We start from the raw sequence: 24,750 nt of genomic DNA on the forward strand, positions 1-24,750 counted from the left end.
ACGGTTACCCAGTAAGCAGCGCTATATTGTGCCGTAAGCCTGCCATCAAGGCAAAAAAGCTGGCAAGTTTAGCAAATTAAAGGCCGCCAATGGCGCCCGTCGAGCACCTCTATGGGAGTGAACGCGCGTTTATAACGCATCTTACGACACTCCTCAATCCAATACCCAAGGTATAAATGGGGGAGCGATTTTTCACCGCACAGTTCAATCAGCTTCAGAATAGCAAAGGTTCCCAATGATCGCTTTTCCAGGGCCTTGTCGACACTGAAAAACGTATAAATGGCCGACAATCCATGCTCAAGTTGATCAAATGCCGCTACCGCGACAAGCTTTCCATCCAAACGCATTTCTAAAAGATGCGCATAGGGTTCTTCAAGCGTTAAAAAGGTACGATACTGCTCTCGACTTGGCGGATACATGTCACCATCGGCGTGGCGTATACGGATATAGTCTGCATAGAGCGCATAATGATCTGCCTCATAATGTGCAGGCATTACGCGTGTAGAAATATCGGCATTGAGACGCCGGATTTTGCGTTGGGTACGATTAGCGCTAAAGTCGCTGATAGGAATGCGTACTGAACGGCAGGCATCGCAGCCCTCGCAGTGAGGACGGGATAGATGTCGACCGCTGCGACGAAAGCCTAGCAATGAAAGTGAGTCATAAACGCCAGGAACGGGAGATTCCTGAGGATCCAGAAACAGAGTGGTTGCCTCTTTGCCAGGAAGGTAGCTGCAGGCATGAGGAACGGTTAGGAAGAAGCGCAAATCCCGCACAGGGCGGCGAGGAGCGTTACTACTCACGGCTTGCCTCCTTGGTTAATCTAAATACGTTTACCATTCTGGATGGTTGGTCGAGGCGATGGCACCTAACCACGGTGATCCAGGTACAGTAGGCGCTTCATTAATCATATTCGTTAAGTTAAATGCCTTGTTAGGCAACCACTTTTCAAGATAGTTGATGAACGTCTTACGAGCGACTGTTGTCGCACCAAGGCTTGCCAAGTGAGGTGTATGCATCTGGCAATCGATAAGTTTACCCTCATGGTGCTGCATAGCATGGGCTAAGTGGGCAAGGGCTACTTTGGAAGCATCGGGAACTCTCGAAAACATCGATTCACCAAAGAAGACAGGCCCCATTGCTAATCCATAAAGTCCGCCAACCAGTTGGCCTTCAAGGTGTACTTCAATGCTATGCGCGATGCCTAGCTCGTGTAGTCGTTGATAAGCGTCACGCATATCTTGATTGATCCAGGTGCCGGGTTCTCCAAGGCGTGGTGCAGCGCATGCTTTAACAATGTTTTCAAACTGTTGATCCAGGGTGACGATAAAGCCACCATGACGTAATCGCTTAACAAGGCTACGACGTCGTTTAAACTGTTCTGGTTGCAATACCATACGTGGATTGGGGCTCCACCACAAAATAGGTTCATCATCGCTGTACCATGGAAAAATACCTTTCCGGTAGGCGTGAATTAACCAGTGTGGAGAGAGTTCTCCGCCCGCGGCAAGAAGGCCATTAGGTGAGTCTAGGGCAAGGTCGGTAGACGGGAAAATAGGCTGTGGCGATGAAAGCCAAGGTAGCATTGTTTGCTCCTGTTACTGAACACTTCGATAGAAGCGCTGTGACGGCGAAAGGATGCTCGGTATGATGCAAACTCGCAAGTGGATTAAAGACACCATTGAGGTGTAAAGGGAGAATCGCTTGAAAGTAAATAAGGCGGTAGACAAGCGAACGCAACGTAACTCGCGTCAACCATCATCAACGGCCTCTACTGGGCGAGTTAAAGCCGCAAAGGATAAAGCTCGTCGGTTTGGTCTGCGCTTGCAGGGCTCAGCGCGTGAAGGCGTGGTCGTGGTGCTGCTTGCGCTGTGCGTATTTTTGTTATTGGCACTGTTTAGTTATGACCCTGCCGACCCAGGTTGGTCTTATCAAGGGCCGGAAACGGATGTCCAAAACTGGATGGGGCCTGTCGGTGCTTGGCTTGCGGACGTGCTTTATTCGCTGCTGGGGGCAAGCGCCTTATGGTGGCCGGGTATGTTTGGTTATGCTGCTTGGTGGCTAATGAGATCTCGCCAAGTACGGTTTGAGATCGATCCGGTAGCGATTGCTGTCCATACCGGCGGCTTAGTGCTGCTTATCTTCGGCACGACGATGCTGGGGGCGCTCCATTTTTATCATCCTGACAGCATTTTGCCTTACGCTTCTGGCGGTATATTGGGCGAAGGGTTAGTAAGCACCCTAAAGCCACTGGTTAGTAGTGGTGGCGTTGGGCTTATTTCTGCCGCGCTAATATTGATTGGTTTTCCGCTGTTTAGCGGCATGTCGTGGTTACAGGTGGCTGATGAGCTTGGACGTCGTCTGTGCAAAGTAGGGGGCTGGTTCAGCGCTCGCCGTGCTAAAGGGCGTGAGAAGCGTTCCCAGCGTGCCGCAGCGAAAGCTGCGTCTCAGAAAGTAAAAGAGAAACCTCTTACTGAATTCAAAGCAGCTAAGCAAGAGAGTGACTTGCAACGCCCAAGTCCAAGAGAAGATAGTCGGCAGCAGGATTCCGCCCGAGAAAACAGTCGTGCTCGTCGTGAGCCGAGCTTTTCAACCACGACGGATACCTCCATTCCATGGGCAGCTGCTGCATTTTCCGGTGCGTTGCCAGCAGAAGATATGCCTAAGCGTGCATCGTCAGCGGCGCCTGAACAGCCTGCTCCTGAGATGGACGCCCAAAAGGATATTGAACCTAACGACCAACCTTCAACGCCTGCCGCTGTGGCTGAAGAGCGGCGTGAAGTTAAAACAGAGCCTAAAATAGAGCCTGTTGTGGAAAACGTTGCGGAAGACGTTGTAGAAAACGTCGAGGAAGAATCGCCCCGCGCGCCTCGCGAGGATGCCTTTGCGGTGCGTATTGATGACGAAGACAATGACCCAGCGCCTTCGGTACCGCTCTCTACTAAAGAAACCGAGCCAGAATTTGATAAACCTGGGTTTGATAAATCTGAGCTCAATGAACCTGATGTCAATCAATCTAATGTTGCAAAGCCTGCTTTCGATGAACCAGTTCTTGATGAGCCCGAGCTTGATGAGTCTGAGCCTGAAAAGTCATCTTCACGTTCTGTTCCTGGTTTCCAGTCAGCAGCAGCGCAGTCATTTTATTCATCGCCAGGCGTATCACGTGATGCAACAGAGCATGAAATAAAACAGGATGATGCGATTAAGTGGGAAGGCGACGTTGAACGCGCGGTGACGTCTGCTTCCAGAAGCATGCCTGAACCCGAAGAGGCACCTGCTATCACGCCGCGAGATGAGGGTTACTCTCGCCCTGTGCATGCGCCGTCCCCTGAGCCCCGTTCCGAACGCGTACCCGAGGTCGTGCCGGAGCCAGTATGGGACGATGAGGAAGATGATTTTCCAACAGCGCGGCCAACCGTTACAGCAGCGCGCCAAGAGCCAACGTTATATGGTGCTGAAGTACCCAGGACTGAAGCACCCAGGGCTGACGTTTCTCAGGCTGAGCCTTCTAGATCGATGACTTCAAGTGAAATGTCTTCCGACGTGGCGTCTTCCGAGGAGAAAGATCCAGACAGTGGTCCTACTCTGTGGACCGTCGAGCACCTGCAGAGCCAGCGTCCGGCGTTCGAAACATTCGATGAGCCAGAAGGGGATGTGCCAAGCCTTCAGTTGCTGACGCCTCCTGAACCGCATGAGCCTAATTACACGGACGAGCAGCTTGCTGATATGGCAGAGCTCTTGGAAGTCCGGCTGCGTGAGTATGGCGTTAAGGCGGAAGTGGTCGATACATGGCCTGGTCCGGTTATTACCCGGTTTGAGATTAAACCGGCGGCTGGGGTGAAAGTTTCTAAAATCAGTAACCTTGCCAAAGATCTGGCGCGCTCGTTAATGGTCAAGAGTGTGCGTGTGGTTGAGGTGATTCCTGGACGTCCAACGGTTGGCATTGAGATACCTAACCCCCATCGAGCAATGATTCGGCTGCGCGAGGTCATTGACTCTGACCGTTATCAACAGGAAAGCTCGCCGCTGACTATGGCATTGGGGCAAGACATTGGCGGCGGCCCCGTTGTTGCTAACCTAGGTAAGATGCCCCATCTGCTGGTCGCAGGTACGACGGGGTCTGGTAAGTCAGTGGGCGTTAACGCCATGCTGATTTCCATGCTACTGAAGGCGACACCGGATGAGCTTAAGCTGATCATGGTTGACCCAAAAATGCTGGAGCTGTCGGTTTATGACGGCATACCACACCTTTTGGCACCAGTGGTCACTGATATGAAGGAAGCTGCTAACAGCCTGCGCTGGTGTGTTGCGGAGATGGAGCGCCGCTACAAGTTAATGGCGGCGATGGGGGTGCGTAACATTGCAGGCTTTAATGGGCGTTTAGATGAGGCTGAAAGTGCAGGAGCACAAGTTGCCGATCCGCTTTGGGAGCCGCAGCCTTGGGAAATGCATCAAACGCCGCCGATCCTTGAAAAGCTGCCCTATATCGTCGTGGTGATCGACGAATTCGCCGATATGTTTATGATCGTCGGGAAAAAAGTTGAAGAACTGATCGCCCGCTTGGCTCAAAAGGCGCGTGCAGCAGGTATCCACCTGATTCTGGCTACTCAGCGCCCCTCCGTTGATGTGGTGACGGGGCTGATTAAAGCGAATATTCCGTCGCGGATGGCCTTCCAGGTATCGTCGCGGATTGATTCGCGCACCATTCTGGACCAGGGCGGCGCAGAGAGCTTGTTGGGCCATGGCGATATGCTTTATCTGCCAGCCGGCTCAGGGCCGCCTAACCGGATTCATGGTGCCTTTGTGGATGATGACGAAGTGCATCGGGTAGTGGATGATTGGAAACGACGTGGCGCGCCTGAATACATTGAAGAGATCTTGTCAGGCGGTGTGACTGCCGATGCGCTGGCTGGCCTTGAGGCTGAAGGTGTAGATGGTGATGATGCAGAACAGGATGCGCTTTACGATGAGGCGGTTCAGTTTGTTACTGAAACACGCAAAGCCTCCATATCTGCCGTTCAGCGTCGTTTCAAGATCGGCTATAACCGTGCGGCGCGCTTGGTGGAAGCGATGGAAGGTGCCGGTGTTGTGACGTCTATGGGCTCTAACGGCGCCCGTGAAGTGCTGGCACCGCCTCCGATAGGCCACTAACTTATTCTATATAATGAGTGCCTGGCGCTTGGTTCAATAATGCAATAAGCGTGAAAGTCGCGCCGTAGGTGAAACCCTGCGGCGCGTTTTGCGTCTGAGAGGCTACATGGATCGTCTTAACGCTCCTTGCCTCGTCCGCTATCCGGCAATGACTGCCTAGGGAGAAAATAATGCGCGATACACATATTCGACGCTCATCATCGTTGGCGTTAGCAGCCAGCGCGCTAGGGTTAGCCTTTGCAGCGCCTATTGCGTGGGCAAGTGACGCCGCGGAGCGTCTTACTGAGCGGCTTGACCCGCTTGAGAACTATCAAGCGACGTTTGAACAGCAAATTTTGGACGGTGGTGGCGAGCGATTACAAAGCGCACGTGGGGAAATGTGGCTCTCGCGTCCTGGCATGCTACGTTGGGAAGTCGATGCGCCTTATACGCAAATCGTCGTCTCAGATGGCGATGATGTTTATCTTTACGACCCTGATCTTGAGCAAGTCACCATCCAAGCGATGGATGACCGGGTCACGCATACCCCCGCGCTGTTGCTGTCGGGCAGTGCAAACGATTTAACTGCCAGCTATGACGTATTTTATGAGCAGCAGGACGGTGATGACGTGTTTACGTTGATCCCTATTTCAGCGGATACGTTATTCGAAGAGCTGAGTATGGTATTTGACGATCAGACCTTAACCGAGCTGTGGATGATGGACAGTACTGGTCAGCGCACAGCGATTACGTTCAGCGACATTACCCGTAACGGCAATATTGACCGTAGCATGTACGACTTTGATATTCCTGATGGCACTGATGTCATCCGCGAAGAACTGTAAGAAGCGTTGCAAGCAGAGCTGTTAACTGCTCGCCATAATGTACTCCGCACGATGATTAGATCAGGCACCTTAGGGTGCCTGATCTGCTTCTTGGTCACGCTGTTCCCGCCACGCCATTATCTCTCCAAAGCGTTTTTCCTGACCAAAGTCGCTTGGTTCATAAAAGCGTGCTTTGGGTAAATCGTCTGGCCAGCAGTCATGAGCGCTGCCAGCAGGGTAGCCGTGGGCTTCGTTGTGCGCGTAGCGATAACCTTGGCCATGTCCCAATTGCTCCATCAATTTGGTAGGGGCGTTGCGGAGGTAGCTGGGGACTTCCAGCTGTGGTTGCTGCTGCACATACTGTTGTGCGGCCTTCCATGCACGGTCAATACGATTACTTTTGGGGGCAACTGCCAAATGAATGGCGGCATGGGCAATCGCTCGCTGGCCTTCATAATTGCCTAAGCGTAAATAGGCATCCCAGGCAGCAATGACTAAGGGGAGTGCCCGAGGGTCAGCATTACCGACATCTTCTGAGGCGATCGCCGTTAAGCGCCGCACGATGTCCAGTGGGTCGCCACCGCCCTGTAAGAAGCGTGCCATATAAAGCAGGGCTGAGTCAGGACGGGATGAGCGAATCGATTTATGAAGTGCCGACAATAAATCGTAGTAAGCGTCACCCTGTTTATCAAAGGCGCTTGATTGATGCCCAACGACATCGGCTAACACCGCTTTGTGCAGCACTTCTCTATCACTGTGTCGCTCAGTAAAGTCGCAGGCCGTTTCTAGCAGTCCTAGCGCGCGACGTGCGTCGCCTGCGCTGGCATGGGCAAGTGCCTCTAACACGCCCTCTTCCATCTCAATGCAGCGCTTTCCCAAGCCGTGCTCTGCGTCGTTTAACGCCTGAGTTAACACCTGGATAAGTTCTTCATGGCTCAGCGGTTTTAGTACATAAACCCGAGCACGGGAAAGTAGCGCCGAGTTAACCTCAAAAGAGGGGTTTTCTGTCGTTGCGCCGATCAGCGTTAGCAGACCCGATTCTACATGGGGTAGCAGCGCATCCTGTTGACTCTTGTTCAGGCGGTGGATTTCATCTAAGAATAGGAGAGTAGGCGATGTGCGTTGCTGGGCTCGCTCTACTGCCAAGCGAATTTCTTTTACACCGGCCATGACAGCGCTTAAATGCTCAAGATGAGCGCCCGATGCGCGTGCCAATAACTCTGCTAGCGTGGTTTTGCCAACGCCCGGCGGTCCCCATAAAATCATTGAACGCACGACACCGGATTCCGCCATTCGGCGCAGAGGTTTGTCAGGCCCGACTAATGCTTGCTGACCGACATAATCGTTAAGGGTTAGTGGGCGCATACGGTAGGCAAGGGGCACGTCTTCGCTCGTGGTAACGGACGCGCGGTCAAAAAGATCCATATAAACGTTCCCTATAAATTTCCATCGTAAATCTTGCCATTGAACAATCAACGATTAACACGTGTCTGTGGTAAATAATGTAACGTCGGGCTACCTTTGGGCATAACCGACTGATAAGCGTCTGCTTGCCTAGGTAATGTCAAAGGCGCATGGTAACGATTAACACCAGTGTAGTTAAACCCAGCTCATGCCATGCGCGTAAGCGCTAATAGGCAATGGGCGAAAGGTAAGGCACTTACAAAGGAGACGGCAAGATGTTAAACCAACTGCGTCTAGATCATGCCAACATGGCGCGAATGCTCCATGTGTTGCAGCTAAAACAAAAAACACTCGTGAGTGGTGAACGGCCCGACTTCCAGTTGATGCGCGAGGTGGTGGACTACATTTTGTCTTATATGGATGGTTTTGCTTCTCCGCTGGAAAAAATTTGCGTGGAACGTCTGCAGGAGCAGGCTCCTGAGCACCTTCCATTGATGGAGCAAATGGCCAGCGACTATCGTAAATTGAAGCCGCGTCTGTCCCGCTTATCCAATGATATCGACATGATTTTAATGGATAACGTGCTGCCCATGGATCGCTTTGCAGAGGCATTGAAAGCGTACCTTGATGCACACCGTGCCTACCTTCGTCATGAGAGAGAGGGCCTGTTTCCGCTGATAGATAAACATTTCAGTGAAGAGGATATGGAAGAACTTCGTCAAGCGCTGCCAGAAGGGGCTGAAAAAGAACTAGAGCGCCTACAGCAAGCATATCCCGAACTTTACGCTGAATTGCGCGGTGCCGAAGTGCCATCGCTGTAGCGTATAAGCGGATCACTCAAGGTGTAACGGGGCGTGTTAAACTAGCGTCCCGTTTTTTATTGGCGTCTTGAGAGGTTTGGCGTGTACAAAGCGTATTGGATGGGTCAACAGTGATGTCAGGGCCTGTACTACTGTTTGATTCAGGCGTGGGCGGTCTTTCTGTTGCCCATGCGCTTCGCCAGCACTATCCGCATCTGGCAATGTGCTACGCCTGTGATAATGCGTGGTTACCTTATGGTCTGCGCGATGATGTAACGCTCTCTAGGCGCATCGTTGCGGTATGCAAAGCGGCAGTAGATGCCTGTCAGGCGAGTGTCTTAGTTGTTGCCTGTAATACCGCCAGCACCCTTGCACTAGAAGGATTGCGTGCAACGCTTGATATCCCGGTTGTTGGAACTGTGCCTGCTATCAAGCCCGCTGCGTTGAGTAGTCAGACACGGCATATTGGTTTGCTCGCCACGACGGCGACCGTCAATAGGCCGTATACTCAGGCGTTAATTAATAGCTTCGCGAGTGACTGTACCGTCACTAAGGTGGCGGCGGATGCACTGGTCACGGAAGCGGAAGCTTGGTTATCAGGCACACCGATTGATGAACAGCGATTAAACCTAGCGCTGACGCCTTTATGGCAGGCTACCCAGGCTAACCCAGCACTCGATACGGTTGTGCTGGGTTGTACCCATTTTCCACTGCTGAAACCTGAGTTAATCCGGCTGTCGCCGGTGCCTCTGGTGTGGGTGGATTCTGGCGATGCAATTGCCCGCCGAGTAGGGCAGGTGGCACCTACCTTAGTCAATAGCTCCCAAGATGGACGTTGCTTTACGACAGCTGCAGCGGCGCAACTTACTAAAGGGGTGGCACACTTTGGCTTTCAAGCACCACAACGATTAACGATTCCTAACGTGGTGTAGTCACCCTGTTAGGTTGTTTGTTTCTATTGATGTTATCTATTTCAAAGAGGAGCCACCTTGGCGATCCCCACTGTAGAACCAGAACGCTATGCCGAACAGCTCGCTGAAAAGCAAGCCTACGTGGAGAAGACCTTTGCGGCGTTCACCACGCCCACGCTTGAAGTCTACCCCTCGCCGCCAAGCTATTACCGGCAGCGCTGCGAGTTTCGCATCTGGCATGAAGACGATGACCTCTTCTACGCTATGTTTGAGGTCGATTCGGACAATCCCAAAAACAAGCGCATTGTGCGTTTGGACCAGTTTCCCGTCGCCAGTGAGCATATCAATGCGCTTATGCCGCGTCTGCGGGAAGCGTTTCTTGCTAGCGATGAGCTTCGCCGCCGCTTGTTTCAAGTGGAGTTTTTAACCACCTTATCCGGCGAAGCCTTGGTAACGCTGATTTACCATCGTCCGCTAGGCGAGGCCTGGGAAGCCGAGGCCCGCGCACTGGAAGAGACGCTTGGCATCATGATTATTGGCCGCTCTCGCAAGCAGCGTTTGGTGCTAACCCGGGATCATGTGTGGGAGCGCTTAACCGTTGATGGCCGTGAGTTGGTTTATCAGCAGGTCGAAAACAGCTTTACTCAGCCAAATGCGCATATCTGCCAGACCATGCTTAGCTGGGCTAGAGAGGCCAACGCCGATCATCAACATGAAGACTTGGTGGAGCTTTATTGTGGTAACGGCAATTTTACCATTGCGCTAGCGGATAACTTTCGCCGTGTATTGGCGACTGAGATTTCCCGTACCTCGGTTGCTAGCGCTAACGTCAACCTGGACGCTAACGGCGTGACCAATGCTCAGGTGGCAAGAATGTCCGCTGAAGAGTTCGCACTGGCGTTAAAAGGCGAGAAAACAGGTCGTCGAGTGACGGAGATGGGCTTAGACACATACGAGTTTTCCACCGTGTTGGTAGACCCGCCAAGATCAGGTCTGGACGTTCAAAGCTGTCATCAAATCAGCGAATACGCTCAAATCGTCTATATTTCATGCAACCCGGCAACGCTTGCTGAAAACTTAACCATACTGACTCAAACGCATCATATTGAGCGGTTCGCGCTTTTTGATCAGTTCCCATTTACCAAGCATTGTGAATGCGGTGTCTTACTCACACGAAAGAACTCTGGGCTATAGAGGTCTTGTCAATAGTGCTTATGATGCATAAGCGGCATACACCATGAATAACCTGTCAGATGGCTAGGGAGACGAGCATCGGTAGCGTAAGCTAGTAGACAGTAAGGCCTAAAGGCCTATTGTCCTTCGTTTTTTGGCCTAAAGTGGCCCCAGGCAGTCGAGGTGATGGATGCATTACGTTGCGATTGAAGAGAGTCGGCGGGATCTTTTGAAGCAGCTACAAGAGCGATTGGATGCGCGACTGGAGCCGGAGCGAGCGGCAGATGTTGAAGCCTTTGCTCGCCACTTCTACGCCACTGTACCCGTGGAAGACTTGGTCGACCGACGCCTAGACGACTTGTATGGGGCCACGCTGTCGATTTGGCAGTTTTTACAGCATCACGATCCTAAAAGCCCCAAGGTGCGCATCTTCAACCCCGACTTTGAAGAGCACGGCTGGCAGTCAACTCATACCTTCGTTGCCGTTTTGCACGAAGACATGCCATTTTTGGTTGATTCGGTACGAATTGAACTTAATCGTCGCGGACTAACGGTACACGCTATTCAGAACGCTGTATTTGCCGTAGCTCGTGACGGTCAGCACCAGCTCAAAGAGCTCGTTTCGCCAAGAGATGAAAACGCGCCTGAAGCGCGTGAATCGTTGATGGTCATTGAAGTGGATCGCCATTCGGATCCTGAGTCGCTGACCAAAATTGAGAATAAGCTGCATGAAGTGCTGCGTGATGTCAGAACAGCGGTCAGCGACTTTGATGAGATGTGCGGTCAAATCACGTCGGCTATTCATGAGCTAGAGAAAAACTGCCCGCCGCAAATTGATCCTGACGATCATGAAGAAGCCATCGCGTTTTTAGAGTGGCTGCTCAAAGATAACTTTACTTTCCTGGGTTACGACGAGTACCTGCTGGAAGGTAAAGAGCTACAACGTGACCCCAATAGTGTTCTGGGGGTTTTCCGCCTTGATCAGCCTCGTTACCGCGAGCGTATTCGCACTGAAGAAGGTATTGATGAGAATGACGACTACGTGCTGGTACCTCAGCTACTGTCGTTTGCTAAAAGCGCTCATCACTCCCGGGTGCATCGGCCTACATATCCAGACTACATTACCGTTGACCGTTATGATGACGACGGCAATGTGATTGGCGAACGGCGCTTCTTTGGCCTGTTCACTGCCACGGTTTATAACGAATCGCCACGCAATATTCCGTTGCTGCGTCGCAAGTTGAAAGCTGTAATGGATATTGCTGGATTTAATCCCCAGGGTCATAACGGCAAACAGCTGTTGCAAGTGTTGGAAGTGTATCCTCGTGATGACCTGTTTCAGATCAGTACGGAATCCCTGGCCAGCACTGCACTCGGTATTCTCAATATCCGCGAACGCCGCCAAGTGCGCTTGTTTATTCGCGCGGACGTTAGCGGTAAGTTCTACTCCTGCTTAGTATTTGTACCAAGAGACGTGTTCTCTACTGACCTGCGTCAGCGTATACAAACGATGCTATGTGACGAGCTAGACGCCCACTTTGGCGACTTTAATACCTATTTGTCAGAGTCGGTATTGGCCCGTATTCAGCTTATTCTGCGCTTTAACGGTGAAGGGCCAAGCCAATACGACCTTAAGCGTTTGGAAAGCAAAGTGGCACGTTTGGCACGCAGCTGGCGTGATGAGCTTCAAGAAGCAATGATCGAGGGCTTTGGTGAAGAGCGCGCTAACCACCAAATGGATCACTTCCATGATGCGTTCTCGGCCAGTTATCGAGAAGATTTCAATGCCCGCACCGCGGTGTTTGATGTTCAGCATCTATTGACCCTGGATAGCGGTGAGGATCTCTCGCTGTCACTTTACCGCCCCCTAGAAGAGCAAGCGGGCGGTATGAATTTGAAGCTTTTCCATCGTGAAACGCAGATCCCACTGTCTGATGTGCTACCGATGATGGAAAACCTGGGGCTGCGCGTTATCGGTGAGCGCCCCTACGACATCAATGCCCCGCAACAGCGCTACTGGATTCATGACTTCGAGCTGGAGCATAGCCGTGAAGGCGTCAACCTCAGCGAAATGCGTGACACCTTCAGCGAAGCGTTTAAGCGTATATGGGCAGGTGAGGCGGATAACGATGCCTTTAACCGTCTGATTATTGGTGCTGGCCTTGATTGGCGCGAAGTGGCCATGCTGCGTGGTTACGCCCGTTACCTTAAGCAGATACGCTTTGGTATGTCGCAGGACTACATCGCAGCTACCCTGGCTAATTACCCGGCAATCACCCAGACACTCGTTGAGCTTTTCCGATTACGCTTCGATCCCAAGCATCAGCCAAGCAGCTTAGATGACTGTATAGTTCGCTTAAACGAGCACCTTGAAGGTGTCGCCAGCCTTAATGATGACCAGTTGCTGCGCCGTTTTATGGAGCTTATTCAAGCGACTCTGCGCACTAACTACTACCAGAAAGCTGCTGATGGCCGCTTTAAAGATTACATCTCCTATAAACTGGAGCCGTCGAAAGTCACGGGCATGCCCAAACCCCGCCCGGCGTTTGAGATTTTTGTTTGTTCGCCTCGCGTAGAGGGTGTTCACCTGCGTGGCGGTAAAGTCGCTCGTGGTGGCTTACGTTGGTCAGACCGCCATGAAGACTACCGCACAGAAGTGTTGGGTCTAGTAAAAGCCCAGCAGGTGAAAAACGCGGTTATCGTGCCTGTGGGTGCTAAAGGCGGTTTCGTATGCAAACGCATGCCAGAAAACGCTGGTCGTGAAATCCAGCAGAAAGAAGGTATCGCTTGCTACAAAATCTTTATCCGTGCGCTGTTGGATGTCACTGACAATCTGGTGGGTGGTGAGGTCGTGCCGCCGCAAAACGTGGTGCGCCATGATGGCGACGATAGCTACCTCGTGGTGGCTGCCGATAAAGGGACTGCAACCTTCTCGGATATTGCTAACGAAATATCCATAGAGTATGGCCACTGGCTAGGCGATGCTTTTGCCTCCGGCGGTGCTAACGGTTATGACCATAAAAAAATGGCGATTACCGCGCGTGGTGCCTGGGAATCCGTCAAGCGTCATTTCAAAAACCTCGACGTAAACACCCAGCAAGATTTGTTCACGGTAGTGGGCATTGGCGATATGGCTGGCGACGTCTTCGGCAATGGCATGCTGCTGTCGGATAAAATTCAGCTAGTGGGTGCGTTTAACCACCTGCATATTTTTGTCGACCCGAATCCGGATGCAGAAGCTGCCTTCGCCGAGCGCAAGCGCATGTTCAACCTTCCCCGTTCAAGCTGGGAAGACTACAGCGCTGAACTGATTTCCCAGGGTGGCGGTGTCTTTAGCCGCAGCGCTAAATCGATTCCGATTACCCCGGAAATGCAGCAGGTGTTTGGTATCGAAGAAACGCGCCTTTCCCCCAACGACCTGATCCGCGCCATGCTGAAGGCCAAGATCGATCTGTTGTGGAACGGTGGTATCGGTACCTATGTGAAGAGTTCCGATGAAACCGATGCTGACGTGGGCGACAAAGCTAACGACGCACTGCGTATTAACGGCGCTGAGTTGAACTGCCGTGTAGTCGGTGAGGGCGGTAACTTGGGCTTGACCCAGCGTGGACGAATGGAAGCGGCCGCTAAAGGTGTACGCGTTTATACTGACTTTATCGATAACGCCGGTGGTGTTAACTGCTCCGACCATGAGGTCAATATCAAAATATTGATCGATGAAGTGGTTAAGCGTGGTGACATGACCGACAAGCAGCGTAACCAGCTGTTGTCAGATATGACCGACGAAGTTGCTAACTTGGTTATCCTTGATAACTATCGCCAAACCCAGGCGCTAGACCTGTCAGAAATACTGTCTCACCAGGGCATGGGGCCATACCGCCGCTTTATCAGTGAGCTTGAGTTAGCCGGTCAAATTGATCGTGAACTAGAGTTCTTGCCTGCTGATGACGTACTTAAAGAGCGTGCCAGTCACGACCAAGGCATGCGATTACCTGAACTGTCGGTACTGATTTCTTACGCTAAGAGCACCCTGAAAGGCGATTTGATCAACTCTGATGTGCCGGATGACCTCTACATTCATCGCCACCTGGAACGCTTGTTCCCTGAGGTGTTGACTGAACGTTACCAAACAGAAATGTATGACCACCGCCTGAAGCGTGAAATTGTTGCTACCCAGGTAGCTAACGATTTGGTTGATCACATGGGCATTGTATTCGTTCGTCGCCTAATGGACTCTACTGGCGCAGGTCGAGCCGATATTGCCCGCGCTTATGTAGTCGCTCGTGATGCGTTTAATCTCACATCCCTGTGGGAGCAGATCGAGGCGCTGGATAACCAAGTGCCGAACCGTGTGCAGTACTCGATGATGCTCGACTTGATGCGCATGATTCGCCGCGCCACGCGTTGGTTCCTGCGTCAGCATTTGGGGCTGTCTACTCAAGATGCCATCGATTACTTCGGCCCACGTCTGGCTCAACTGCAAGAAAGTATCGGTGAGCTGCTCAGTGGAGAAGAGCAGGCCGCATGGCGTAAGCGTTGTGACGAGCTGCTAGATGCTGGTGTACCTGAAGCGCTAGCGACCACAGTGGCTGCCGCACCAAGTCTCTACGCTGGCTTAGGTATTATTCAAGCTGCGCGGATCACCAATGAGAAGCCTCAGCGTGTGGCCGAGGTGTTCTACGAAATTGGCAGCCGCCTAGAGCTCCCCTGGATGATCCAGCAGGTGACCCAGCTGGAAGTGCGCGATGCGTGGCAAGCACAAGCGCGAGAAACCTTCCGTGACGACATTGATCGCCAGCAGCTGGCGCTAACGACCAGCGTGCTTAAGCTGGAAGCGGTTAGCCGTGACACTCAAGAGCGTGTCGCCCAGTGGCTTGAGCAGCACGCCGAGCTACACCGTCGCTGGTGCCATTTGATTGATGAAGTTCGCGGTGGCAGTGAAGGCGGCTTTGCATTATTTGCTGTTGCCGTGCGTGAACTGGTCGATCTTGCTGAAAGTGATAGTGAAGCGTAAGCCATAAGCTAGCGATTATCTTGCCCGATGAGTAACACCACCTACCGCGCCCTGAATCGGGGCGCGGTTTTTTGTGGCCGCTTTTTCACTGCATCGCCTTTCTCGCCGCTCAGCGCTGCGAAGATAACTTGATTTACGCTATACTCTGCGCGCCGCGCGCTATGTCGTCTATTTGCCCACATGTAGCGTGTCCGCTCGTCTGCTTTATGCCCACTGCTCTGGAGAGCCTCGCTGATGTATAACTTCGCCCGTTCGCTGCTGTTTAGACTCGACCCAGAAACATCTCATGGGTTGGCGCTGGGTGCGTTAGATACACTGCACCGGGTTGGCGGTGTGCAGCGGGTATATGGTGAGCCTGTGAGTGACCCTGTTGAGCTGATGGGGCTGCGTTTTAGTAATCGGGTAGGGCTTGCCGCAGGGCTGGATAAAAATGCCGATCACTTGGATGCGCTGGGCGCGCTGGGCTTTGGGTTTGTAGAAGTAGGCACCGTGACGCCCAAAGCGCAGCCAGGCAATCCGAAGCCGCGCCTATTTCGCCTTGCAGGTCACGAGGCGATTATTAACCGCTTTGGTTTTAATAACAAAGGGGTTGAGCACCTTGTTGCTCAGGTGAAAAAGCGCCACTACAACGGGGTGGTGGGTATCAATATTGGTAAGAACTTAGCCACCTCTGTGGAGAATGCGCTTGATGATTACCTGCTCTGTTTAGAAGCGGTGCACGGCGTGGCTGATTATATTGCGGTCAATATTTCCTCACCCAATACGCCTGGGCTACGGACATTGCAGTTCGGTGAGCAACTGGATGCGTTGTTAGGGCCTATCCGATCGCGCAGCCAAGAGCTGGACAACGCGTTAGGCCGCAAGGTGCCGCTACTGGTTAAAATCGCCCCAGATATGAGTGAAGAAGAGGTTGTCTTGGTAGCCGACAGTATTGCTCGAAATGCACTGGATGGTGTGATTGCGACCAATACCACGGTATCTCGCGAGGCCGTGAAGAGTGATCCTCAGTCAGAAGAGGCTGGCGGCCTTTCAGGCAAACCCGTTTTTGAAGCATCGAATAGGGTGATTCGCCTGTTGCGCGCGCAACTGCCAACGCTGCCTATTATCGGCGTGGGCGGGATTAATAGCGGTGAGGCCGCTGCTGCTAAAATTGCCGCTGGCGCAGACTTGGTGCAGCTCTATTCAGGGTTGATTTACCAGGGCCCTGGGTTAGTGAAAGCGTGTGCCGAGGCATTGAAACAGCAATAATTGAGCAATAAAAAAGCCCGCTTGCCAGCGGGCTCCGTACTCCAAATGTAATGTTTGAAAAGGTAAAAAAACTAGGTCATCACCATGGGGTTTTTATGAATACCGGAGACACCGGTCATACCGTCCCACTGATCACCGCGACCTTCACGCCAACCACTCATCCAATATTCGCGTAAATTGACATCTTGACTGGGGCAGTCATCTCGGGAGCGACCCGTAATGCCCGCTTTATAGCCGTGAACATAAGCCCGTTGGAAGCGATCACGTTTTTGTCGTTTCATTGGCTAACCTCTTTTCACGAAAGCCTTTGATAAGAAAAGCACGTTGGGCAAAAATGCTATATTTGCATCAGTGCTATTTCGATAGTTAACTTTGGCAAGCCGCCACTCAACGCTAGTGCCTAGCACTCACGTGCTGAACGGGCAAAGCGGCAGACTCGACAAATTAGGGGTCTTGAAAGCAAGTTGCTAATAGAACCCTGACAAACAACGCATGCGTTTTTCAGTAGCTACACTCTTATTGTTAGCTCATGATGGGGTCACTTGTCGACCATCAAATTGTCATAAGACGTAAACTCATTTGCCATATATAGGAATATCGCGCTCTTACGCGCGGCGATAAACATGACCGAGTCGAGCCAAACTGCCCCTCTAAACCTCCTTGCAACCTGCCCTAAAGGCATTGAAGGCCTTTTAGCTGATGAGCTTTCAGCGCTAGGAGCCGAGCCAGGTAAAACGACCGTGGCGGGCGTTTATTTTTCCGCCAAGCTAGAAACCGCCTATCGCATATGCCTGTGGTCGCGGTTGGCTAACCGTATTATTTTGCTGCTGGCTCGGGAATCGATGATCGATACCGCCGAGCAGGTGCGTGACGTGGTTGCCCGACTTCCCTGGACGCAGCATTTAACGTCTGGCAAAACCCTCGCAGTAGATTTTCATGGCCGTAGCGATCACATCCGCCACACCCGGTTTGGTGCCCAAACGGTGAAAGATGGCGTTGTAGACTCACTGCAGCTGGCAGGTCAAGAGCGTCCCAATGTTGATACGAAAACGCCTGATCTGCGCATCTATGCCCATCTACATCGCGCTAACTTAAGCCTGGGTATTGATCTATCTGGTGAAAGTTTGCATCGCCGTGGCTAACGCCGTGATGTTGGTCATGCGCCGCTGAAAGAGAACTTAGCCGCTGCGCTGCTGGTGCGTGCAGGCTGGCCCGAACGAGCAAAAGCCGGTGAGCCACTGCTAGATCCGTTATGCGGTGCAGGCACGTTGTTGATTGAAGCGGCGCTAATGGCCGCCGACCAAGCGCCTAACCTCAACCGGGAGCGTTTCGGTTTTCAAGGCTGGGCAGGGCACAATGAGCCGCTGTGGAAAGAGTTAAAGCGCGAAGCCGAGGCGCGGGCATCGATAGGCCGTAAACGCTGTAAAACGGCGCTGGTGGGCTTTGATCAAAGCCCTGCGGCATTGACAGCAGCAAAATCCAACGCCATGCGTGCGGGCATTCCTGCGCTAATTACCTTGCACGGGCAAAGCCTTAGTCAGCTAACCAGGCCAGAAACAATTACTGCCGAGCGTGGGTTGTTGATTACTAACCCACCCTATGGCGAGCGCTTAGGCGAATTACCCGAGCTGGTGCGCTTATACGCTCAGCTGGGTGAAAAAGCGAAAGCGCTGTTTCCTGGCTGGACGCTGGCGCTGTTTACCGGCAACCCCGACCTTGGCCACCGGCTGGGGCTGCGTGCTCACAAGCAGTATGCGCTGAAAAATGGCGCGTTGGATGCCAAGTTGCTGCTGATGGAAATTGCCAATCACACGGCTAGCCAGCCAGATAATGATAGCGATTCATCTGCCTCAGAAGATGGTGAAGTGGCTCAGCATGTCAGCGCCAGTACCAAGCCTGTAGTGTCGGAAAATGCCCAGATGTTTGCCAACCGGTTGACGAAGAATCAAAAACGTCTGAAAAAGTGGCTAAAGAAGAGCGGTGAAGCTTGCTACCGTGTTTACGATGCCGATATGCCGGAATACGCGCTGGCCGTCGACCGTTACGGTGACCGAGTGCATGTTCAAGAGTATGCGGCGCCTAGCTCAATTAACCCAGCTCAGGCTCAAAAGCGCCTGTTTGATGCACTGGAAGTGCTGCCAGATGCCCTCGACGTTGATCCAAGTAAGATTTATATAAAGCGCCGTGAGCGGCAAACTGGCAGTGCCCAGTACCAAAAGCGTGATGCCAGCGGCGAACGCTTTGAAGTGCAGGAAGGTGACGCTCGGTTGTGGGTGAACCTGCGTGACTACTTGGATACCGGCTTGTTTTTGGATCATCGGCCAGTGCGCCGCCTGCTTAAGGAGATGGCCAGCGGCAAGCGCTTCTTAAACCTGTTTTGCTACACCGCCACGGCAACCGTGCAGGCAGCCTTGGGCGGTGCAAGCGACAGTGTTAGCGTTGATATGTCCAATACCTACCTTGAGTGGGCGAGAGACAACTTTGCGCTGAACAAGCTGGATCCAAGGTTACACCGAGTGGTGCGGGATGACTGTTTCCGCTGGCTTGAAACCGCTAACGCCGAGTTTGACCTGATCTTTATGGATCCGCCAACGTTTTCTAACTCCAAGAAAATGCGCGATACCCTTGATGTGCAGCGTGACCACCCGCGGCTAATAGAGCTTGCTATGGCGCGTCTTGCGCCCGGCGGCACGCTGGTATTCTCGAACAACCAGCGGCGCTTCAAGCTGGACGAGGCGATCAGTGAGCGCTACGCAGTGGAAGATATTACGTCGCGTACCTTTGACCCGGATTTTCAGCGCCGGACCAATTTGCATCATGTGTTTTTGCTACGCCATAAAGCGTAAGGCATAAAAGAGATCGGCTATGATTCAGCTATCGATTTATACAACGTTAGGCTGCCACTTATGCGCTCAGTTAGAAGCGCTAGTGGTAACGTTGGCGAACCAAGAGGTATCGCTGCATCACATTGAAATCAGCGACGACGATACGCTATTGGAGCGTTATGGCGTACGCATTCCGGTTCTGATGGATGGGAGCGGAGAAGAGCTGGACCGAGGTTTTGATCTTGAGCGGCTAAGCGCTTGGCTGCAAGCGCGCGGCTGGCTGGATGAGGCTGCGCTTGCGGCACTTACCACACCGCCCGAAAATGCTCCGCCAGTTGGCGCGCATCAGCGCAACGGACGGCGCTTCTTAGGATAGCCCTTGAGATAGAGTCCTTGAGATAGAGCCCTTGAGACAGTTCTTGAGGTCGCTGAGCTGGCATTTGATGCGCTTATAGCGCATCAAGTAGCGATAACTGCCGCATGGCTTCCTGTCCTTCGGGCGTATGATCGGCGGCCTCCAGTACCTTACGAAACCCTCGTGAGGTCTGGATGGTGGCCTCATCTTCCATCCACATTTGCGCTTGCTCCAGGGTGTCTGCCAGCTGGTGTTTTAGTCCGCCAAATTGGGTGCCTATTTGCCCCCAGGCGCGGCTGAAAATCCAGTCGCCAAACATATCCTGGTGAATATGCACCAACACATAGTCATGGTCGGTTTCCCAGCGTACGATCACACCCATCTCCTTAACTGCTTCTTGATCATGCCTGCACAGCAAGCCGTTGCGGGCGTATTGTAAAGCCCGGATACGAAAACGCCTATGAAACTTGTTATCGACGCGAATATCCCCGCCGCTGACGCCTGCTTTGGGCGCGTTGGCACGCTGCAGCGCTTGCCAGGGCGTGAGATTCGTCCCGCCGATGTGGCCGATGCCGACGCGCTGATAGTGCGTTCGATTACTCAGGTAAACCAAACACTGCTGGCACAAAGCTCAGTGCGTTTTGTAGGTACCTGCACCATTGGCACCGACCATATTGATCGCGCGCTATTAAGTGAGCGCGGCATTGGCTTTGCTAGTGCCCCTGGCTGCAATGCCGACGCCGTGGTGGATTATGTGCTTAGTAGCCTACTGTTGATTAGTGAGCGAGAAGGGGGGCCGTTGCTAGCGCGTAGGGTGGGGATTGTGGGTGCTGGTAACGTTGGCAGCCGTTTGCAACAGCGCCTGCAAGCACTGGGTGTGGAAACCTTGGTGTGTGATCCGCCTCGAGCAGAAAAAGAGCGAGCTGGAAAAGATCACGCAGCACTAGAAGAGGCGAATCCGTTTGTCTCGCTGGATAGCGTCATCGAACACTGCGACGTAGTTTGCCTGCATACCCCGCTAGTGAAAGAAGGCCCTCATGCCACGTATCAACTGCTTAATGCTGAGCGTATTAATGACCTAGCCCCTGGGACAGTGCTGCTAAACGCAGGGCGGGGTGATTGCATTGACGGCTTGGCGCTACGCAGCCGCTTAGCGGGTAAAGGCGATATCACGGCTATTCTGGATGTTTGGGAAGATGAGCCGGAGATCGATGCAGGGCTGCGCGACTTGGTAGCGCTGGCGACGCCGCATATTGCTGGGCATAGCCTTGACGGCAAGTTGCGCGGTACGTGGATGATCCAGCAGGCGCTGGCCCAGCATATTGGGCGGTCAAGTAGTATTGGTTTTAACGAACTTTGCCCACGACCTGCGCTGTCAGCGTTAACGCTGCAGCAAGCTTTGCCGACAGAAGAAGCGCTTCGACTTTGCGCGCGCGCGGTTTACGATGTACGCCGTGACCACGATGCGCTGCAGCGGCACGTGTTTCACCAGGGAATCAAAAAGGGCTTTGATCACTGTCGATCCAACTACCCACTGCGTCGAGAGTTTGCCACGCTTCGCGTTTTATTAGAGAGCGATGCAACGATGTTGGAAGCGCCATTGCTAGCGGCTGGGTTTCAAGTGCAGTGTGTTTAGTTGCGTAGTGACGGTGTGTTGGTAGTGAGGTGATATAGAAAGCACAAGGCCCGCATTTGCGGGCCTTGTGTGTTATGCGACTAGCAACTATGCGTTACTGACGGTAAGCCGCTTCTTTCAAAGCGCGAATGCGATCGTCCAGAGGCGGGTGGCTGGCAAATAGCTGCTCTAACAGAGAACGGGTTTGGCCTTTGGTGATAGCCATCGCGCGGAGGGTATCGGGCATCTGGTCAGGCATTTCAGTTTCCGCTTTAAGACGTGCTAGCGCATTCACCATTGCGCCGGTGCCCGCCAAGCGTGCGCCTGCCTCATCGGCACGGTATTCACGATAGCGTGAGAACCAAGCAACGATTGCAGAAGCGACAATACCAAAGACGATTTCTGCCACGATAACCACGGCAAAATAACCGATGAAACCAAGGCCTCCCTCGCCGTCGCTACGGCTTTTTAAGAAGTTATCGACTAACTGAGCCACGACTCGGGCAAAGAACATAACAAAGGTATTCACGACGCCTTGAATCAGCGCCAGCGTTACCATGTCGCCATTAGCTACGTGGCCGATTTCATGGGCCAGCACCGCACGCACTTCTTCAGGACGCATGCGGTTGAGTAGGCCCGCCGATACCGCGACTAACGCATCGTTTTTGTTCCAACCGGTGGCAAATGCATTGGACTGCTGAGCAGGAAAAATACCTACTTCCGGCGTCTTAATGCCCGCTTCGCGGGAAAGTTCGGCCACCGTATCCAACAGCCACTGCTCAGTTGAATTTGACGGTGTTTCGATAATCACGGTACCGGTCGAGCGCTTTGCCATCCACTTGGAAATAAACAGCGATATCAGCGAGCCGACCATGCCGAAGATAAAGCAGAAGATTAGCAAGCTGGTAAAGTTGATGCCCTGACTGCTTAGGTAACTTTCCACCCCAAACAGTCGCAGCGTTAAGCTGGCAACCAGCAACACCGCTAAGTTAGTGGCTAAAAACAGCACAATTCGCATCATGGTGCAGGTTCTCCATCAAAGGTCATTAAAAAAGCGTTAGTGGAATGACAGTTTAGATACGTGCTGTTAACGTCAGTTTCAAGTCGCCGTTTTTATTGACGATAGCGGGACAAGAAATTAGCAAAGCGATCAAGTGCATCACCCAGTTGGTCGGCCCAGGGCAGAGTGACAATGCGCACGTGATCAGGCTCTGGCCAGTTGAAGGCGGTGCCTTGCACCAGTAGGATCTTTTCCTGGAGCAATAAGTCCAGCACCAGCTGTTGGTCATCCTTAATGTTAAACACCTTGGGATCTAAGCGTGGAAAGGCATATAGCGCGCCTTTAGGCGTCACGCAAGAGACCCCTGGGATGGCGTTAAGCTTCTCTATCGTAATATCTCGCTGAGCCAATAGCCGGCCGCCCGGCAGGATTAAATCATTGATTGACTGGTAACCGCCCAGCGCGGTCTGGATGGCGTGCTGGGCAGGCACGTTGGCACACAGGCGCATCGAGGCCAGCATGGTCAGGCCCTGAATGAAATCATTAGCGCGCTGTTTGGCAAGCGTACCAGAAATGGTCATCCAGCCTGAGCGAAAGCCCGCACAGCGATAGCTCTTCGACAGACCGTTCATGGTGATAACCAACTGGTCATCATCGGCCAATGCCCCCGTGGCCGTATGTTCTACGCCGTCATAAAGAATCTTGTCGTAGATCTCATCAGAAAACACTACCAAGTTGTGCTCTTTGGCAATATCCAATACTTCCCGCACTACCTCAGGCGGGTAGACCGCGCCGGTAGGGTTATTCGGGTTGATAATCACAATAGCCCGGGTACGGCTGGTAACTTTGGCACGAATATCTGCCATATCCGGTGACCAGTCAGCCTGCTCATCGCATAGGTAGTGAACACCGTGACCACCGGATAGATGCGCTGCGGCGGTCCATAACGGGTAATCAGGGGCGGGGATCAGTACTTCATCACCGTCGTTTAACAGCGCCTGCATGGCCATCACGATCAGCTCAGAAACACCGTTGCCGATGTAGATATCTTCAATGCCGACCCCAGGGATCTGTTTACGCTGGCACTCCTGCATAATCGCCTTACGCGCCGAGTAAAGGCCTTTGGAATCACAGTAGCCCTGGGCAGTGGGCAAGTTGCGCATCACGTCTTGGAGAATCTCTTCCGGCGCTTCAAAGCCAAACGGCGCAGGGTTGCCAATGTTAAGCTTTAAAATTCGCTGGCCTTCTTCTTCCAGGCGCTTGGCATGGTCGAGTACTGGGCCACGAATGTCGTAGCAAACGTTTTGCAGTTTGTGCGATTTTTTCAGCGTGTGTGATTCTGTAGGCTGCGGGGTGTCCATGGGGTTTATTATCCAAAATGTCCTGTGGCCGAGGGTGCTGCTGATGATCAGCCCATTATGCGTCGGATTGTAGGTGGCTGTCTTCGTCGTTTTGTATCGGCGGCGGTGGAATATCACCTGGGGTTTCTAAGGTAAGCCTACCGAGTTTGCCATCGCGTAGCTCGTGAAGCAGTACTTCGGCACCGCGGTGTATGTCGACCTCGCCACCGGGGCGTAAGCCGCCGCGCTTACTCGCAATTTCTTTCAAAATGGCGTGGCCGTCAAAACCGGCAATGGCTAAGAAATCTGGCTTTTGCGGGCCATCAGCATCCACCTCTTGCGCGACTGGCGCTTCATAGGTGGGCAGCGCTTTTAGCTTATAGCGGGCGGTTAACTCTGCAGGATAACGCTTAGCAAGCTCTGCACTGGTGATGATGGCCACATCGGTATATTCAATTGCGGTATCACGAATCGCGCCGCTGGCAGCCAGACGATAGGCGCTGGCTTGGTCTTCAATTTTTGGCCATAGCACCCCAGGGGTGTCGATCAGTGCCACGCGGCCATCAATACGCACCTTTTGTTGGCGCTTGGTGACTGCGGGTTCATTGCCGGTCTTAGCAATTTTGCGGCCAGCAAGCCCGTTGATTAGCGTCGATTTTCCCACGTTGGGAATGCCCATCACCATCACGCGGACATCCCTGTCTGCGCGTACCGCGCCTGCCAATTCGTGGCACAGTTTAGGGATTTTTTTAAGTTCGCGGATATTGGTAGTGGTAATCGCCAGGGCGCGGGTATCCTCTTGAGCATCGAAAAAAGCCACCCACTCAGCGGTGCGCTCAGGGTCGGCAAGATCTGCTCGCGACAAAATCTTCAATACCGGCTTATGGCGAGTCAGCTCGGCCAGCATCGGGTTGGCGCTGGAGTAGGGCAGGCGCGCGTCAAGTACTTCAATAACGACATCAATTTCGGGCAGCGCATCCTTAATCTGGCGGCGGGCCTTATTCATATGTCCGGGGAACCAGCCGAGCATGAGTTTCTCCTAATTAGCGCAAAACAAATACAAGCACAAAAAGCGGGCACAAAAAAGCGGGCTGCCATTCTAGCAGATGGC

Annotated in this window: 19 protein-coding genes; 11 read left to right on the plus strand and 8 right to left on the minus strand. The window is 52.8% G+C overall.

Annotated features, from left to right (window positions below):
- Positions 1 to 68: 68 nt before the first annotated feature.
- Positions 69 to 803, minus strand: coding sequence for an arginyltransferase (locus tag REH51_RS14550; RefSeq protein ID WP_498936160.1), 735 nt, complete (start codon positions 801 to 803; stop codon positions 69 to 71).
- Positions 804 to 833: 30 nt separating this feature from the next.
- Entirely contained in the window at positions 834 to 1,586 is a 753-nt protein-coding gene (aat, locus tag REH51_RS14555; RefSeq protein ID WP_009722569.1) for a leucyl/phenylalanyl-tRNA--protein transferase, read from the minus strand.
- Positions 1,587 to 1,704: 118 nt separating this feature from the next.
- On the opposite strand from aat, the gene REH51_RS14560 reads away from it, so the two are divergent.
- Positions 1,705 to 5,151 (plus strand): DNA translocase FtsK, encoded by a 3,447-nt coding sequence (locus REH51_RS14560; protein ID WP_498936162.1) that lies wholly within the window; start codon positions 1,705 to 1,707, stop codon positions 5,149 to 5,151.
- 170 nt (positions 5,152 to 5,321) lie between these two features.
- Positions 5,322 to 5,975 carry an outer membrane lipoprotein periplasmic chaperone LolA gene (lolA, locus tag REH51_RS14565; RefSeq protein ID WP_009722571.1) on the plus strand — a complete coding sequence of 218 codons (654 nt, stop codon included), beginning with the start codon at positions 5,322 to 5,324 and terminating at the stop codon, positions 5,973 to 5,975.
- A 69-nt stretch (positions 5,976 to 6,044) separates the two neighbouring features.
- Here lolA and REH51_RS14570 read toward each other — a convergent pair whose 3' ends face one another.
- A complete protein-coding gene (locus REH51_RS14570; RefSeq protein ID WP_009722572.1) occupies positions 6,045 to 7,379 on the minus strand; it encodes a replication-associated recombination protein A in 1,335 nt (444 codons plus the stop codon).
- A gap of 254 nt (positions 7,380 to 7,633) precedes the next feature.
- Between REH51_RS14570 and REH51_RS14575 the strand changes: the two genes are divergently transcribed.
- The 5 genes from REH51_RS14575 to REH51_RS14595 all read left to right on the plus strand — a co-directional run bounded on the left by REH51_RS14575 (position 7,634) and on the right by REH51_RS14595 (position 16,504).
- Positions 7,634 to 8,179, plus strand: a complete 546-nt coding sequence (locus tag REH51_RS14575; RefSeq protein ID WP_009722573.1) for a hemerythrin domain-containing protein — start codon at positions 7,634 to 7,636, stop codon at positions 8,177 to 8,179.
- Between the two features lie 113 nt (positions 8,180 to 8,292).
- On the plus strand, positions 8,293 to 9,090 hold the full coding sequence (gene murI, locus REH51_RS14580; protein WP_009722574.1) for a glutamate racemase: 798 nt from the start codon (positions 8,293 to 8,295) through the stop codon (positions 9,088 to 9,090).
- Between the two features lie 57 nt (positions 9,091 to 9,147).
- A complete protein-coding gene (trmA, locus tag REH51_RS14585; protein WP_498936164.1) occupies positions 9,148 to 10,263 on the plus strand; it encodes a tRNA (uridine(54)-C5)-methyltransferase TrmA in 1,116 nt (371 codons plus the stop codon).
- Positions 10,264 to 10,432: 169 nt separating this feature from the next.
- Positions 10,433 to 15,256, plus strand: coding sequence for an NAD-glutamate dehydrogenase (locus tag REH51_RS14590; RefSeq protein ID WP_498936165.1), 4,824 nt, complete (start codon positions 10,433 to 10,435; stop codon positions 15,254 to 15,256).
- Between the two features lie 234 nt (positions 15,257 to 15,490).
- Positions 15,491 to 16,504 (plus strand): quinone-dependent dihydroorotate dehydrogenase, encoded by a 1,014-nt coding sequence (locus tag REH51_RS14595; protein WP_009722577.1) that lies wholly within the window; start codon positions 15,491 to 15,493, stop codon positions 16,502 to 16,504.
- A gap of 71 nt (positions 16,505 to 16,575) precedes the next feature.
- On the opposite strand, the gene rmf is transcribed toward REH51_RS14595, so the two are convergent.
- Positions 16,576 to 16,785 (minus strand): ribosome modulation factor, encoded by a 210-nt coding sequence (rmf, locus tag REH51_RS14600; RefSeq protein WP_009722578.1) that lies wholly within the window; start codon positions 16,783 to 16,785, stop codon positions 16,576 to 16,578.
- A gap of 342 nt (positions 16,786 to 17,127) precedes the next feature.
- On the opposite strand from rmf, the gene REH51_RS14605 reads away from it, so the two are divergent.
- From REH51_RS14605 to REH51_RS14615, 3 genes are read left to right on the plus strand one after another with little or no spacing between them, the layout of a single operon-like run.
- On the plus strand, positions 17,128 to 17,646 hold the full coding sequence (locus tag REH51_RS14605) for a THUMP domain-containing protein (protein ID WP_498936167.1): 519 nt from the start codon (positions 17,128 to 17,130) through the stop codon (positions 17,644 to 17,646).
- A 54-nt stretch (positions 17,647 to 17,700) separates the two neighbouring features.
- Positions 17,701 to 19,350, plus strand: a complete 1,650-nt coding sequence (gene rlmKL / locus REH51_RS14610) for a bifunctional 23S rRNA (guanine(2069)-N(7))-methyltransferase RlmK/23S rRNA (guanine(2445)-N(2))-methyltransferase RlmL (RefSeq protein WP_498936169.1) — start codon at positions 17,701 to 17,703, stop codon at positions 19,348 to 19,350.
- A 19-nt stretch (positions 19,351 to 19,369) separates the two neighbouring features.
- The gene (locus tag REH51_RS14615) at positions 19,370 to 19,705 is read left to right on the plus strand and encodes a glutaredoxin family protein (RefSeq protein ID WP_009722580.1); all 336 of its coding nucleotides are present in this window, start codon (positions 19,370 to 19,372) and stop codon (positions 19,703 to 19,705) included.
- A gap of 73 nt (positions 19,706 to 19,778) precedes the next feature.
- On the opposite strand, the gene REH51_RS14620 is transcribed toward REH51_RS14615, so the two are convergent.
- The gene (locus tag REH51_RS14620) at positions 19,779 to 20,060 is read right to left on the minus strand and encodes a WGR domain-containing protein (RefSeq protein ID WP_030070186.1); all 282 of its coding nucleotides are present in this window, start codon (positions 20,058 to 20,060) and stop codon (positions 19,779 to 19,781) included.
- 84 nt (positions 20,061 to 20,144) lie between these two features.
- On the opposite strand from REH51_RS14620, the gene pdxB reads away from it, so the two are divergent.
- On the plus strand, positions 20,145 to 21,320 hold the full coding sequence (pdxB, locus tag REH51_RS14625; protein ID WP_009722582.1) for a 4-phosphoerythronate dehydrogenase PdxB: 1,176 nt from the start codon (positions 20,145 to 20,147) through the stop codon (positions 21,318 to 21,320).
- A 94-nt stretch (positions 21,321 to 21,414) separates the two neighbouring features.
- On the opposite strand, the gene htpX is transcribed toward pdxB, so the two are convergent.
- The 3 genes from htpX to ylqF form a co-directional block, all read right to left on the minus strand.
- Complete coding sequence (gene htpX, locus REH51_RS14630) at positions 21,415 to 22,320, minus strand: protease HtpX (protein WP_009722583.1); 906 nt, start codon at positions 22,318 to 22,320, stop codon at positions 21,415 to 21,417.
- Between the two features lie 92 nt (positions 22,321 to 22,412).
- On the minus strand, positions 22,413 to 23,660 hold the full coding sequence (locus REH51_RS14635) for a pyridoxal phosphate-dependent aminotransferase (RefSeq protein ID WP_009722584.1): 1,248 nt from the start codon (positions 23,658 to 23,660) through the stop codon (positions 22,413 to 22,415).
- Positions 23,661 to 23,715: 55 nt separating this feature from the next.
- On the minus strand, positions 23,716 to 24,669 hold the full coding sequence (gene ylqF, locus REH51_RS14640) for a ribosome biogenesis GTPase YlqF (protein WP_009722585.1): 954 nt from the start codon (positions 24,667 to 24,669) through the stop codon (positions 23,716 to 23,718).
- Positions 24,670 to 24,750: the final 81 nt, after the last annotated feature.

It is taken from the genome of Halomonas bluephagenesis (assembly GCF_054790765.1).

Coding starts and splice junctions, on each gene's coding strand:
- aat (WP_009722569.1), bottom strand. CDS start 1,586: ATGCTACCTTGGCTTTCATCGCCACAGCCTATTTTCCCGTCTACCGAC.
- lolA (WP_009722571.1), top strand. CDS start 5,322: ATGCGCGATACACATATTCGACGCTCATCATCGTTGGCGTTAGCAGCC.
- REH51_RS14570 (WP_009722572.1), bottom strand. CDS start 7,379: ATGGATCTTTTTGACCGCGCGTCCGTTACCACGAGCGAAGACGTGCCC.
- REH51_RS14575 (WP_009722573.1), top strand. CDS start 7,634: ATGTTAAACCAACTGCGTCTAGATCATGCCAACATGGCGCGAATGCTC.
- murI (WP_009722574.1), top strand. CDS start 8,293: ATGTCAGGGCCTGTACTACTGTTTGATTCAGGCGTGGGCGGTCTTTCT.
- REH51_RS14590 (WP_498936165.1), top strand. CDS start 10,433: ATGCATTACGTTGCGATTGAAGAGAGTCGGCGGGATCTTTTGAAGCAG.
- REH51_RS14595 (WP_009722577.1), top strand. CDS start 15,491: ATGTATAACTTCGCCCGTTCGCTGCTGTTTAGACTCGACCCAGAAACA.
- rmf (WP_009722578.1), bottom strand. CDS start 16,785: ATGAAACGACAAAAACGTGATCGCTTCCAACGGGCTTATGTTCACGGC.
- REH51_RS14605 (WP_498936167.1), top strand. CDS start 17,128: ATGACCGAGTCGAGCCAAACTGCCCCTCTAAACCTCCTTGCAACCTGC.
- REH51_RS14615 (WP_009722580.1), top strand. CDS start 19,370: ATGATTCAGCTATCGATTTATACAACGTTAGGCTGCCACTTATGCGCT.
- pdxB (WP_009722582.1), top strand. CDS start 20,145: ATGAAACTTGTTATCGACGCGAATATCCCCGCCGCTGACGCCTGCTTT.
- htpX (WP_009722583.1), bottom strand. CDS start 22,320: ATGATGCGAATTGTGCTGTTTTTAGCCACTAACTTAGCGGTGTTGCTG.
- REH51_RS14635 (WP_009722584.1), bottom strand. CDS start 23,660: ATGGACACCCCGCAGCCTACAGAATCACACACGCTGAAAAAATCGCAC.
- ylqF (WP_009722585.1), bottom strand. CDS start 24,669: ATGCTCGGCTGGTTCCCCGGACATATGAATAAGGCCCGCCGCCAGATT.